This window comes from Ruegeria sp. HKCCD6119, from assembly GCF_013110585.1.
In the GTDB taxonomy this organism is placed as follows: Bacteria; Pseudomonadota; Alphaproteobacteria; order Rhodobacterales; family Rhodobacteraceae; genus Ruegeria.
Genome location: NZ_WVQV01000001.1, coordinates 978,356 through 991,702 on the forward strand (window position 1 = coordinate 978,356; position 13,347 = coordinate 991,702).

The following is a 13,347-nucleotide window of genomic DNA, read 5'->3' on the forward strand; positions in this document are numbered from 1 at the left end:
GAGCGCAGTCTAGCGTGCGCCCTTGCCGCGTAAAGACCTAGCCGTAGAGTTCTTTCGCACGCGCCTCGAAGGCGCGGACGATCCGCTGCATGGCTTCGTTGAACACAACGCCGATGATCCCCTGAAGGATGGCGTTCTTGAATTCGAAATCCACATGGAACGAGATGTTGCAGCCCCCATCGGGCGCGTCCTCGAACTGCCAGTCGGATTTCATGTATTTGAAAGGCCCGTCCAGATACTCGGTATCGATCTTCTTCTGATCTGCAAACAGGGTCACCCGGCTGCCGAACCGTTCGCGGAATACCTTGAACGAGATGACCAGATCGGCCTCCATCACCTCGGCCTCACCAACCGCATAGGTCTTGCGGATCCGGGACGCGGCGCACCAGGGCAGAAACTTTGGGTAGTTGCCCACATCCGCAACAAGATCATACATCTGCTGGGCTGTGTATGGCAGGTGGCGGGTTTCCGAATGGATTGGCATGATGTCCGGTATTTGCAGGTGACAATGGCGCGTCATGTCGTATGTTGCGCGCCAAAGATCAAGGGGGCTGCGATGACTAACCGCGCATATGTGATAGATGAGATGATCTCGGCCAAGGCCATCGCGGCGCGGATCGAAGAGTTATGCCGCGAAATCACGGATGAGTTCGGCGATACCGACAAGCTTGTCGTCGTGGGATTGCTGCGCGGCAGTTTCGTCTTCATCGCCGACCTGGTGCGGGAACTGGACCTGCCGATCGAAGTGGATTTCCTTGAGGCGTCCTCGTATGGCGATTCGATGGAGAGCAGCCGGGAAGTGCGCATTCTCAAAGACTTGCGCGGCGCGATCGAAGGCCGCGACGTGCTGGTGGTCGAAGATATCGTCGACACCGGGCACACGCTGAACCACGTCACCAACCTGCTGCGCAGCCGCAAGCCGAAACGGCTCAAGTCGATTGCCCTGCTCGACAAACCCAGCCGTCGCGAAGTTGAATTCCGGTCAGACTGGATAGGCTTTGAAATTCCGGATGAATTCGTCGTGGGTTACGGGATCGATTACGCTCAGCGCAACCGCAACCTGCCGTTTATCGGCAAAGTCCGGTTCACCAAGGACTAGCTGCACTTTACCCAGGCAATTTGAGTGGCTACCCAGCGCCCCAAATTCAAAAACCCGAATAATAGTAGACAAACTTATTTGCGCGCCCTTACTCTTCCTATCAGCACGGGAGGATTATGTATGAAGCGTGTAGTTGCGACAGCTGCTGTCGTTATGGCGATCGTGGCACTTGCAAGTTCGGGTGCTGCAAAAGACAACAAGGGTAAAGGGCAAGGTGCCAATAAAAGCAAGGTAGAGAAATCCATCAAGTCAAACGGCAAAGCCGTACCGCCCGGTCAAATCAAAAGATACACGCGAGGGCAGAAGCTGCCGGGTGATCTGAGTTTTGACTATATCGACGATCTCGACAAATGGAAGCTCAAGCCTTTGGGGCCCGGCCAGCGCTATATCCGAGTGGATGATGAAATACTCTCGATATCTGATGATACGAAGACAGTTATAGAAGCCGTTGGAATCGTTGGCGATCTGGTTAAATAAGTGGATCGTGACTAGCAGGTTTTGCCAAGCACGACATCAATCGCGCTCAGGAAAATCCCGGTTCCAATCGGAATAAGCGCATCCGGGAAATCGTAATCCGGGTTGTGCAGTTGTGGATGGTCCTGCCCCGCCCCCAACCAGAACATGGCCGCCTGCGCGCCTTTCCCAAATTGGCCAAAGTCTTCGGAAAAACGCTGTGGCCGATCGACCAGCCGGCACACGACGCCCCGATCGGCACAGGCTTTGGCCAAAACCGAAACGGCTTCACGGTCATTGACGCAGGCTTCGAATACCTCGTCATAGCTGATTTCGAACGCCAGCCCCTCGGCCTTCGCCGTGTTTTTTACCAGAGTTTCCGCATCCGTCATCAGGCTTGCCATACGCGCGTCCGAAACCGTGCGTAGGGTTACCCACAATTCGGCCCACCCCGGTGCGACACCAACTGTGCGCTCGCCCAGAGTGGCATGGGTAACAGTGGTCAAAGTGTAGGTGTCATCCAAGTCGCCACCCGCCCCCAATCTGGCCAATGCCGGCATCAACGTCGACAAAGCACCTGCCGGTGACACGCCGTCCTGAGGGGCCGCTGCGTGTGAGGTTTTGCCTGTCAGAACGATTTGCATCCCGCGCGAGGCACAGTTCGCGGGACCTTCACACAGTTCCACCGCGCCCAGCTCCAGCCCCGGCAAAGTATGCAGAGACAGCACGATGTCAGGGGAAACCTCAGCGAACTGAGGATCGACCCGATAAGCAATAGCGCCATGTCCGGTTTCCTCCGCGGGTTGGAAAATCAGAACCACGCGGCCAGATTTCGGGCGCTGTTCTTTCAACGCCTCCGCCACCCCAAGGACCATCACCATGTGGCCATCATGGCCGCACAGATGCCCTTTGCCTGCAATCTGAGACGCGTATTCCAGATCCGAGCGTTCCTGAATTGGCAGCCCATCCAGTTCGCATCGAATTCCAACCGTGGGTCCGGCAGTACCGCTTTCGTAAAGGGCCGCGACACCGTGCCCGCCTATGCCGCACAGAACTCTGTCCGCACCCGCTTGGCGCAAAAGATCCGCAACCCGCGCCGCGGTATGCTCCTCTTGCCCCGAAAGCTCTGGCTGTTGGTGAAACTCGTGGCGCAGGCGGATAAGCTGCGCGATCCGCTCGGGTGTCACGCTTGCTGTAGCTTTGCTTGCCGGGCCGCGCGAAGCCGGGCGAAATCGTCGCCGGCGTGGTACGAAGACCGGGTCAGAGGTGTCGCGGATACCATCAGGAACCCCTTGCCATAGGCCGCCTTTTCGTAAGATGCGAACTCTTCCGGGGTTACGAACCGATCTACTCCGTGATGTTTCGGAGTCGGTTGCAGGTACTGGCCGATGGTCAGGAAATCGATATCCGCCGCGCGCATGTCGTCCATGACCTGGCGCACTTGCTGTTCGTTTTCGCCCAACCCGACCATGATGCCTGATTTGGTGAAGATCGACGGATCAAGTTCTTTCACGCGCTGTAGCAGGCGCAGGGAATGAAAGTACCGCGCCCCCGGGCGCACTTCGGGGTAGAGACCCGGCACCGTTTCCAGATTGTGGTTGAATACATCCGGTTTCGCTTCGACCACGGTCTCAAGGACAGTGTTGTCGCATTTCAGGAAATCCGGTGTCAGGATCTCGATCGTGGTTTTCGGAGAACGATGACGTACCGCGCGGATTGTCTGCGCAAAGTGCTCGGCCCCGCCGTCTTGCAAATCGTCACGGTCCACCGAGGTGATAACCACGTGGTTCAGGCCAAGTTTTTCGACCGCATGGGCCACGCGACCGGGTTCAAATGCGTCAAGATCGTCGGGGCGACCGGTTGCAATGTTGCAGAAGGTGCAGCCGCGCGTACAAATCTCGCCCATGATCATCATGGTGGCATGACCCTGGCTCCAGCATTCTCCTACGTTGGGGCACCCTGCTTCTTCGCAGACCGTCACCAGATTGTTGTCGCGCATGATCCGCCGTGTATCCGCATAGCCCTTGCCACCGGGTGCCTTGACCCTGATCCAATTTGGCTTTTTGGGCTGTGCATTGTCCGGACGATGGGCTTTTTCCGGATGGCGCTCTTCGGGGATCTTCAGATCTCGCACGGTCGTTTTCCTGACTTTGGGTCAACTCTTGTTACTCATAACATAGACAGAAGCGCGGTGTTAGACCAGCGGCGCATAGCCGCTATGCGTTGTACCCTCGCAAGCGCAGAAAGATATCATGCGCGTATTCGTATTTGCGATTTAATTTCAATATCTAGCAAGACGTTGGCCTTATTCGCAATCGCAGCGTTTACGCGATTGAATGCGGTTTAGAACTGTTTTAATTCACACCAAAATCATATGTGAATCACAGGAGTTTGACTATGAAAACCGGCGCAAAACTGCCCGACGTGACCTTTCACACCCGTGTCCGTGACGATTCCATCGAAGGACCAAACCCGTTCCGTTGGGAAGACAAGACGACAGCTGACTATTTCGCCGGAAAGCGCGTAATCCTGTTCTCATTGCCGGGTGCGTTCACCCCAACCTGTTCGACTTATCAGCTGCCTGGGTTTGAGAACGGCTATGCCGATTTCAAGGCCATGGGGATCGACGAAATTTACTGCATGTCCGTCAACGACAGTTTCGTGATGAACAAATGGGCACAGGATCAGGACCTGAAGAACGTGAAAGTCATCCCCGACGGATCGGGGGAGTTCACCCGGAAAACGGGCATGTTGGTCGACAAGGACAATCTGGGTTTCGGAATGCGCTCGTGGCGCTATGCGGCCATCGTCAATGATGGCGTTGTCGAGGCGTGGTTCGAAGAGCCCGGCCTGATGGATAATTGCCCGGAGGACCCCTATGGCGTGTCCTCGCCGGAAAACCTGATGAAACACCTGAAGGCGTCAGCAGAACCTGAAATGGCCTAAGCCTCAAATCCAAAGAAAAGGCCCGTATACACCGGGCCTTTTTCTGTTCAGCCGATCATCCGATCTCGTTCCGCCTGCTCCTGATAATGCCGTTTCAGGCGTTGCAGGGCGATCCGCAGGACAATCTTGCCGGACCGCGCAGACCAACCCATTCGCTTTTCCGCCAGCTCCAACCCTTCCAGATAGCAACAGCATCGCAACGCAACATCACTCAGACCCGGTCCCAGGTCGGATAAGGCACGTGCAACGCGGTCCTTCGCATCGGAAGCCCCCTTTCCCCCATGGCTTTCACTGGCAAAACTGCTTCGACCACCTGTCGTCAGAAAACGATCCCAGTTCTGCGAAACCTGAGGGCCGATCTGTGCCAGCTCAAAATCTTCGCGCAAGCGCTCGCCGGCGCTGACGAGGGAGTCATCCAGAAACGGTTTTCCGTCACGATCCCGTCTGCGCGACAAAGCAATCAGCGGGCTTTCCGCAGCACTGTACCGAATGCGTTTGACCCGCTCGGCGGACCCGCCCGAAGGCTTGCCCTGAAAGCTACTCTGAGCTTCGGCAAAACCAAAGTCAGTCCCGGCACGCGCCTTGTTTTCTGCCTTGGCGATCAGATGGCTTAGCGCCGTTCGTCCCGCTGCGGAAATCCGATATCGCGAAATGCGTCCGGGACTGTCGCAGGTGATCCAGTCTTTCAAAGCCAGGGCCTGCGCGATCCTGCATTCTACGACTGCGGTTCTTGTAGCCCCGGCATTGCCGGTGTCGCGTACGACGACCGCCTTGTCCATTTCCTCGGCCACGGCAAGGACCGAACCCGTCTCGCTCAGGCGGCGCAACACACGCAGTGCCTCATTCTCAAATTCTTCTTCAACCGCGTTTTCTGACCCGCTTGTCGGGCCGTCGGCGCACTCCGAAACTGAAAAATGTGTCTCTGCAAGCGATTGCAAGGCGGCATCCACCAATGGATCGTCGCGGCGCATTTCGATGCGTCGAATTTGTCTGAGGATAGTTGACGCATGGCACCCGGCTGATCGCGCGATATCGCGGATCGAGCGACCGGTCTCGGTATGAGCAAGGTATCTTTGCGCCCCTTCTGGAACCCATGCCGGAATGGTGAAAGCCATGTTGTTTTCCATAATTATTTGCCCTCGTCGACAAAACAAACTGCCACTTTTCGCCCTCGGAATGTGGGTTAACCAAATCTAACTAGAGGTCCATTCGTTACTCGTTCGTTAACCACACAAGGCAAGAACCAGATTTGATTCAAAAAGATAAACAGTCGTGAAACCATCGTTCGGGAGGACTCTGACTAAGGCAACACCCGCTTAGGTTGTGCAAAACAGGATCCATCAATTTCCAAAAAAGGGACACATAACATGCAGGACCTGATGACAATGATCGCAACCCTCCGCCGCCCACGCATGTTGGCGCGTGCTGCCAGATTCGGGGCGCGGGATTACAATCGGGACAGGCATCTGCAACGCATTCTGGGATACGGGTCGCTGCCCGGTTCAGGTCAGGCGCTGCTGCGTTTGCTCGAGATGGAGAAAGAGGTAAATGAACAGCGAAAAGAAGATGATGCCGCCTACTCATTGGTGCGGCATCTGGATCTGCTTATAGCGCTGCTGGGTGAGGCGCAGCTGTATCAGGCCAGCCGCGCCTCGGTTCTTCAATAATCAGGAGAATGCGTCCGGCATGGAGGCCTTTTTCTCGGCGATATAGGCTTCCAGCGCCGCCGCGGTATCCGGGTCCATCTGCGGTTGCTGATAATTGGCCAGCAAATGTTCAACCCGCGCCGTGGCCAGAGCCCGCGTGTCACGCGCGCCCTCTTCCTGCCAGGTTTCATATGGTTTGTAGTCCAGCACTTCGGATTTCCAGAAGGATTCCTTGAAGTTGGCCTGCGTGTGGGCACAGCCGAGATAGTGACCACCCGGCCCTACTTCGCGGATTGCGTCCATGGCCTGCGCGTTTTCGTCATAAGCAACGCCCTTGGCCAGTGAATGCAGCACTCCCAACTGATCCGCATCCATGACGAACTTTTCGAAATCGGCAACCAGACCGCCTTCCAGCCAGCCGCAGGAATGCAGCATGAAGTTCACGCCCGAAAGCAGCCCCATGTTCAGCGAATTCGCTGTTTCGTAAGCCGCCTGCGCATCCGGCAGTTTCGAGCCACAGAACGACCCGGCTGAGCGGTATGGCAGGTTCAGACGACGCGCCAGCTGGCCTGCACCATATGTGATATGCGCGGCTTCTGGTGTGCCGAAGGTGGGTGCGCCCGAGTTCATATCGATCGACGTCACGAACGCGCCGAAAATCGCGGGGGCACCCGGACGGATGATCTGGCTGTAGGCAACGCCGGCCATCACCTCGGCCAGAACCTGTGTCAAAGTACCAGCCACCGAGACCGGCGCCATCGCTCCACCCACGATGAAGGGCGAAATGATGCAGGCTTGATTGTTGCGCGCATAAACCTCCAACGAGCCCATCATCACATCGTCGAATGTCATCGGCGAGTTGATATTGGTCAGCGAGGTCATCACGGTGTTTTCCTGCACGAACTCTTTGCCGAACAGGATTTCGCACATTTCAACCGAATCCTGTGCCCGGCTGGGATCGGTTACCGAGCCCATGAAAGGCTTGTCCGACAGGGTCATATGCGCCTTCAGCATATCCAGATGGCGCTTGTTCACCGGAATGTCGGTCGGCTCGCACACCGTACCGCCCGAGTGGTGCAACCACTTGGACATGTAAGCAAGTTTCACGAACTTGTTGAAATCGTCCATGGTTGCATAGCGGCGCCCACCCTGTGCATCACGCACGAACGGAGGACCGTATACCGGGGCCAGAACCATGTTGCGGCCACCGATTACAACCGATTTTTCGGGGTTGCGGGCGTGCTGGGTAAACTGGCTGGGGGCTGTCTTGATCAGCTCACGCGCCAGACCACGCGGAATGCGCACACGCTCACCGTCGATATCTGCGCCCGCGTCACGCCACCGTTCCAAAGCTGCTGGATTGTCGACAAAGTTGACGCCGATTTCTTCCAACACGGTTTCAGCGTTGTTTTCGATAATCTCAAGCGCCTCTTCGTTGAGGATCTCGAAATTCGGAATGTTGCGTTCGATGTATTTCGCAGTCTCGATACGAACTGCGGTACGCTCGGCACGGCGGGCGGCGCCACCGCCACCTCTCGCCCTGCGCCGGGTGTTTGCCTCTGCCATGAGAAAATCCCGTCTGGTTGGTTAGATTGAGCGTTTTGATACAGGTTTGCCAGAACTCAAGCATAGGGATTGCGGCGCTCTGGGGGGAAAAGCGACATTGCTGCCCCACCGCGAACCAGGCGGTCAGTCAGGATCGGCCGCCAACGCTTTCTCCATGGTAAGGCCGCTACCCACCTGATCCGTCACTTTCCAGCCCATGTGCCGGTACATCGCAATCGTGTCTTTCATCATTTTATGAGTTCGCAACTTCAACTTGGATAGATTCCGCGCCTGTGCTTCTTCTTCGGCAAACTGCATCAATTGCCGCGCAACCCCCTGCCCTTGGGCTTCGGGCGCAACCGCAAGGTTGAACACCATGATTGCGTCGTCAACTTGGTCAAAAACGATGACCCCAACTATACCGCCAGATACCGCAAGCAAGACGCGATGGGTCTTGATGTCTTCCGCGATTCCGGCAGTAACGTCAGGCAGATCCTCGATCCGGCTTATTGCATCTTCATAAGCATTTTCCAGACACCGCGTTACCTTATCCGCATCCACCACAGCAGCCGTTCTGAACTCTATCTTCGACATGGCACCTGATCTTTCCGCCGGTTTGACTCAGCTTTTGTACCAAATGACGCCATACCGCTTGCACATGCAAGGCTTGCAACTTATGAGCCGGTTATGACCCAGACATCCCACGACCGCCTTCTGATCATCGACTTCGGCAGCCAGGTTACGCAGCTTATCGCCCGCCGCCTGCGCGAGCTGAATGTCTATTGTGAAATTCACCCTTACCAGAATGTCACGATGGATTTCGTGCGGGAAATGGCGCCGCGCGCCGTGATTTTCTCGGGCGGTCCGGACAGCGTGACGCGCGAGGGCTCGCCCCGCGCCCCGCAAGAGATTTTTGACTATGGCGTTCCGATTCTGGGCATCTGCTATGGCCAGCAGGTGATGATGCATCAGCTTGGCGGCAAAGTCGAAAGCGGCCATGGCACAGCCGAGTTTGGTCGTGCCTTTGTTACACCCAAAGACAAGCTGGATATCCTGGATGGCTGGTTCGCGGACGGCGCTGAACAAGTCTGGATGAGCCATGGTGACCATGTCAGTGAAATCGCACCTGGGTTCGAGGTATTCGGAACCTCGCCCAACGCACCTTATGCGATCACGGCCGATCCATCGCGGCACTTCTACGCCGTGCAGTTTCACCCCGAGGTACACCATACGCCAAAGGGCGCGAAACTGTATGAAAACTTCGTTAAGCTGGCCGGGTTCAAGGGCGACTGGACCATGGGTGCCTATCGCGAAGAGATGATCCGCAAGATCCGCGAACAAGTCGGAGACAAAAAGGTCATTTGCGGATTGTCCGGTGGCGTTGACAGCTCGGTTGCCGCGATCCTTATTCACGAAGCAATCGGGGATCAGCTGACCTGCGTCTTTGTCGATCATGGGCTGCTTCGCAAGAACGAGGCCGCGGAAGTTGTTGGCATGTTCCGGGACAACTACAACATTCAGTTGATCCACGCCGACGAATCCGAGTTGTTCCTTGGCGAACTGGAAGGTCAGAGCGACCCCGAGACCAAACGCAAAATCATCGGAAAGCTGTTCATCGACGTGTTCCAGAAACACGCCGATACCATCGACGGCGCCGAATTCCTGGCGCAGGGCACTCTCTATCCCGATGTGATCGAATCGGTGTCGTTCTCGGGCGGGCCTTCCGTAACGATCAAATCCCATCACAACGTGGGCGGCCTGCCGGAAAAGATGGGCTTGAAACTGGTCGAACCGCTGCGCGAATTGTTCAAGGACGAAGTCCGTGCCTTGGGTCGCGAACTTGGTCTGCCGCAGAGCTTTATCGGGCGCCACCCCTTCCCCGGGCCGGGTCTGGCCATTCGCTGCCCCGGCGAGATCACCCGCGAAAAGCTGGAGATTCTGCGCGAGGCCGACGCGATCTACATCGATCAGATCCGCAAACACGGGCTTTATGATGACATCTGGCAGGCTTTCGTTGCCATCCTTCCCGTCCGCACCGTCGGCGTGATGGGCGACGGGCGCACCTATGACTATGCCTGTGCGCTGCGGGCCGTCACCTCGGTCGATGGGATGACCGCGGATTATTACCCGTTCAGCCATGAGTTCCTTGGCGAAACGGCAACCCGGATCATCAACGAGGTCAAGGGCATCAACCGATGCACATATGACATCACCTCGAAACCGCCCGGAACCATCGAGTGGGAATGATCCGGCAAACCGCAACGGCGTTCGACGCCAAAACGACCCGATCCCGGGAAATCTTGCCAAGCCGTGCCTGAAAATGTCGGGCACGACCTTGAACCTGACGCTTCATAAGCGTTTCAATGATTCAACGAATTCAATCTTTTTGATCGCGTAGCGAAAGCCCCGGTACCGGGGCCGTGACCGCGCGGCCAGGTCGGGGTGCGCACGTGAATCAGACACAAAAAAACACATTCAAAGCCGCCTTGTGGATGACCGGAGCCATCGCGTCCTTCTCCTCGATGGCGGTTGCCGGTCGCGAACTGAGCCTCGTGCACGACACGTTCGAGATCATGATGTACCGAAGCCTCGTGGGGTTTCTTGTTGTCGCCCTCGTACTTACGGCCACAGGCGGTTGGTTTCAGGTTTCCACGCAACGCCTGGGGTTGCACGCCCTGCGAAACACCCTGCATTTCACAGGGCAGAATCTTTGGTTCTATGCGGTCGCTGTTGCGCCTCTGGCGCAGGTATTCGCGCTGGAATTCACACAGCCGCTTTGGGTGATCCTGCTGTCGCCGCTGCTGCTGAACGAACGTCTGACGCCCCTTAAGATAACGGCAGCGCTTATCGGTTTTGCGGGCGTTCTGATTGTCACGCGCCCAGGCAGTGCGCCTTTGAGCCCTGGCCTTGCGACCGCAGCCGCGTCTGCGATTTTCTTCGCATTTACAACGATTACGACAAAAAACCTCACTCGTTTTGCCAGCATCGGGTGCATCGTTTTCTGGCTTACTTCCATGCAGGCGGTGCTTGGGGCCATCGCAGCCGGTTTTGATGGGCAGATTGCCTTGCCCACGGCGCAAACCGTTCCGTTTTTGGTTCTGGTCGGGTTGGCGGGGCTGCTGGCCCATTTCTGCATAACCAACGCATTGGCCATTGCCCCGGCGACAGTTGTGATCCCATTTGATTTTGCGAGGCTTCCCACGATCGCAGTGGTCGGAATGATCCTGTACCACGAACCCATAGACCACTGGGTCCTGATCGGGGCGGCGGTCATCTTTTCCGGTATTTTCCTGAATATTTGGTCTGAAAGCCGTAACAGTTTAGCAACAGTTGAAAACACTAGTCGCAATACGTAACGCACCGTCACCAGTTGACCTTAAAGTAACCAAAAAGAGAGTATCGCTCATCATCATACACGGGACAGGCGTTCATTACACTCAACCAAACGCCAGTGAAGCCCGCCATGGATTGTTAGGGAGGACAGAATGAAAAAAACACTTCTCGCGACCTGCGCTTTGTGCGTTGGAGCGACGGCAGGATATGCAGGCGGCCTAGATCGAAGCGGTCAGGGCATCAACCTGATCTTCGAAGAAGGATCAGCTGTTCAGTTCCGGTTGGGATACACCAATCCCAGCGTAACGGGCACCATGCCTGCTTTGGCCGGACCAAACATCGGGCAGCCGGTCGATTCCGGAGAGGTTGCGAACGACTTTTTCACACCGCATCTGGGCTACAAAACGTCACTGACCGAAAAGCTCGATTTCGCGATCATGTATGACCAGCCCTTTGGCGCAGACATTGAATACGCAAACACCTACCCTCTTTCGATCAACCCTATTCCGGGTGGTCGTACCGATGTTTTGAGGGCTACAGCAGACACGGACGCCATTACGGCATTGCTGCGTTACAAATTCGATGGCGGGTTCAGCGCAATCGGCGGTATTCGAGCACAGCGTGTGAAGGCTTCTGTCACCGTCCCGCTTGCAGCAGGGTACCAGGTTGACACCGATGCCGACACTGCATTCGGCTACGTTATCGGGGTTGCATGGGAGAAACCGGAAATCGCAGCACGTGTGTCACTGACATACAACTCCAAGATCAGCCACGATCTATCGCAAACAGAATCTCTGAACCCACCACCGTTCCCTCCGATTCCACCCGGGACCGTGGCCACCTTCAACACAAACAGCGAAATTGAGACGCCCCAGTCGATCAACCTGGACTTCCAGACGGGCGTCGCGCCTAAAACGCTGTTGTTTGGTTCTGTTCGTTGGGTCGACTGGCCACAGCTGGTGTACAACCCGCCAAACTACCCACCGACCAGCAACCTTGTTGACTACGACGATGCGACCTTCACCTATTCGTTGGGCTTGGGGTATCAATTCTCGGAAGAGTTCAGCGGTGCTGTAACACTAGGCTATGAGTCTTCTCAGGGTACTCCTGTATCCAACCTCGGCCCGACTGACGGGTTCTGGAGCATTGGTCTGGGCGGAACATATTCGTTGGAGAATGCCAAAATTTCCGGTGGCGTACGCTACACTGACATCGGTGATGCAACGGCAGATGGCGCCTTTGGGCAAACAGCCACCTTCAGCGGCAACAGCGCCTGGAGTGTTGGGTTTCAGATCACTTACGCTCTGAACTAAATCCAAGGTGTTTTCATCTTAGGCTCCGCTGTTTCAGCGGGGCCTTTTTATGCGCAGGTTTCGGGTCGCGTATATTTCGATTGAATGAAACTGTGCGGTCATGAACACCCAAAAACACCTTTCTCGGCGCGCCTGGTCCGAGCTCATTCTTCTGGCCGTCATTTGGGGCGCATCCTTTGTGGCCATCCGGGTCGCTCTGGATTCCATTCCCGTTATGACATCGGTTTTGCACCGCACGTTCTGGGCGATGCTGGTGCTGTGGCTGGTGGCATTGGGCAAGGGGTTTACGCTGCCCCGTTCTCTGCGCATCTGGGGTGCTTTTCTGATCATGGGATTGCTGAACAATGTCATACCGTTCAGCTTGATGGCATGGGGTCAGCTTTACATCGACTCTGGGCTTACGGCCATTCTGAACGCGACCACGGCCATTTTTGGTGTTCTGGTTGCGGCTGTGTTTTTCAAGGATGAACGTTTGACACAAGCGCGCGTGATCGGTGTCGTCTTGGGCTTTCTCGGTGTCTCGATCACCATCGGACTAAAGACCTTCACGTCTTTCAGCCTGCAAAACACAGCGCAGCTAGCCGTGTTGGCCGGAACGCTCTCGTATGCTTTTGCGGCAGCTTGGGCGCGGTATCATTTGTCTGACCTTCACCCCGTCGTCGCGGCCGCTGGCATGTTAACCGGCTCGACCCTGCTGATCCTGCCCCTGGCGCTGATGACGGACGGGGTGCCAACGCTCGCGCTGCCCGCGATCACCTGGGCTGCGATTGGCTATTACGCCATTGTGGCAACAGCAGGGGCATATCTTTTGTACTATCGAGTCCTGGCGATGGCGGGCAGCGGCAACCTGATGCTGGTGACGCTTGTAATCCCTCCTGTCGCCATCGTGCTTGGCGCAATTCTGCGAAACGAAGCGCTGCCGTCGAATGCCTATTTTGGCTTTGTTGTCCTTGCCATGGGTCTTCTGGTATTGAACCGAGCCGGCCGCCGTGATTGACGCCGTGCGCTGCCC

The 13,347-nt window shown here is 56.3% G+C and carries 14 protein-coding genes; 8 read left to right on the forward strand and 6 right to left on the reverse strand.

All coding sequences use genetic code 11. The features are described from left to right. Positions 1 to 37 precede the first annotated feature (37 nt). Positions 38 to 484 (reverse strand): type II toxin-antitoxin system RatA family toxin, encoded by a 447-nt coding sequence (locus GS611_RS04965; protein WP_171633839.1) that lies wholly within the window; start codon positions 482 to 484, stop codon positions 38 to 40. A 72-nt stretch (positions 485 to 556) separates the two neighbouring features. Here GS611_RS04965 and hpt point away from each other — a divergent pair, with 72 nt between their 5' ends. Continuing rightward, positions 557 to 1,099 (forward strand): hypoxanthine phosphoribosyltransferase, encoded by a 543-nt coding sequence (hpt, locus tag GS611_RS04970; protein WP_171632829.1) that lies wholly within the window; start codon positions 557 to 559, stop codon positions 1,097 to 1,099. A gap of 120 nt (positions 1,100 to 1,219) precedes the next feature. Continuing rightward, the gene (locus tag GS611_RS04975; RefSeq protein WP_171632832.1) at positions 1,220 to 1,576 is read left to right on the forward strand and encodes a hypothetical protein; all 357 of its coding nucleotides are present in this window, start codon (positions 1,220 to 1,222) and stop codon (positions 1,574 to 1,576) included. A gap of 11 nt (positions 1,577 to 1,587) precedes the next feature. Here the strand turns inward: GS611_RS04975 and GS611_RS04980 are convergent, their stop codons facing one another. Next, positions 1,588 to 2,739, reverse strand: a complete 1,152-nt coding sequence (locus GS611_RS04980) for an amidohydrolase (RefSeq protein WP_171632834.1) — start codon at positions 2,737 to 2,739, stop codon at positions 1,588 to 1,590. After that, entirely contained in the window at positions 2,736 to 3,686 is a 951-nt protein-coding gene (gene lipA / locus GS611_RS04985; RefSeq protein ID WP_152457817.1) for a lipoyl synthase, read from the reverse strand. Before lipA ends, GS611_RS04980 begins: the two co-directional genes overlap by 4 nt. A gap of 263 nt (positions 3,687 to 3,949) precedes the next feature. Here lipA and GS611_RS04990 point away from each other — a divergent pair, with 263 nt between their 5' ends. Beyond that, a complete protein-coding gene (locus GS611_RS04990) occupies positions 3,950 to 4,498 on the forward strand; it encodes a peroxiredoxin (RefSeq protein ID WP_171632837.1) in 549 nt (182 codons plus the stop codon). Positions 4,499 to 4,545: 47 nt separating this feature from the next. On the opposite strand, the gene GS611_RS04995 is transcribed toward GS611_RS04990, so the two are convergent. Then, positions 4,546 to 5,625: a DUF6456 domain-containing protein gene (locus GS611_RS04995; protein WP_171632840.1), complete on the reverse strand. Its 1,080-nt coding sequence runs from the start codon at positions 5,623 to 5,625 to the stop codon at positions 4,546 to 4,548. A 240-nt stretch (positions 5,626 to 5,865) separates the two neighbouring features. On the opposite strand from GS611_RS04995, the gene GS611_RS05000 reads away from it, so the two are divergent. Beyond that, the gene (locus GS611_RS05000) at positions 5,866 to 6,165 is read left to right on the forward strand and encodes a DUF6477 family protein (protein WP_171632843.1); all 300 of its coding nucleotides are present in this window, start codon (positions 5,866 to 5,868) and stop codon (positions 6,163 to 6,165) included. On the opposite strand, the gene GS611_RS05005 is transcribed toward GS611_RS05000, so the two are convergent. Together GS611_RS05005 and GS611_RS05010 are read right to left on the reverse strand one after the other, a co-directional pair. Continuing rightward, positions 6,166 to 7,710, reverse strand: coding sequence for a trimethylamine methyltransferase family protein (locus tag GS611_RS05005; RefSeq protein WP_171632846.1), 1,545 nt, complete (start codon positions 7,708 to 7,710; stop codon positions 6,166 to 6,168). Between the two features lie 123 nt (positions 7,711 to 7,833). Next, the gene (locus GS611_RS05010; protein ID WP_171632848.1) at positions 7,834 to 8,283 is read right to left on the reverse strand and encodes an N-acetyltransferase; all 450 of its coding nucleotides are present in this window, start codon (positions 8,281 to 8,283) and stop codon (positions 7,834 to 7,836) included. 93 nt (positions 8,284 to 8,376) lie between these two features. On the opposite strand from GS611_RS05010, the gene guaA reads away from it, so the two are divergent. From guaA to GS611_RS05030, 4 genes are all read left to right on the forward strand, one after another. Then, on the forward strand, positions 8,377 to 9,936 hold the full coding sequence (gene guaA / locus GS611_RS05015; RefSeq protein WP_171632850.1) for a glutamine-hydrolyzing GMP synthase: 1,560 nt from the start codon (positions 8,377 to 8,379) through the stop codon (positions 9,934 to 9,936). Positions 9,937 to 10,139: 203 nt separating this feature from the next. After that, positions 10,140 to 11,045 carry a DMT family transporter gene (locus tag GS611_RS05020; protein WP_371732222.1) on the forward strand — a complete coding sequence of 302 codons (906 nt, stop codon included), beginning with the start codon at positions 10,140 to 10,142 and terminating at the stop codon, positions 11,043 to 11,045. A gap of 129 nt (positions 11,046 to 11,174) precedes the next feature. Next, positions 11,175 to 12,335 (forward strand): OmpP1/FadL family transporter, encoded by a 1,161-nt coding sequence (locus GS611_RS05025; RefSeq protein ID WP_152457810.1) that lies wholly within the window; start codon positions 11,175 to 11,177, stop codon positions 12,333 to 12,335. 100 nt (positions 12,336 to 12,435) lie between these two features. Continuing rightward, positions 12,436 to 13,332 (forward strand): DMT family transporter, encoded by an 897-nt coding sequence (locus GS611_RS05030; RefSeq protein ID WP_171632853.1) that lies wholly within the window; start codon positions 12,436 to 12,438, stop codon positions 13,330 to 13,332. Positions 13,333 to 13,347: the final 15 nt, after the last annotated feature.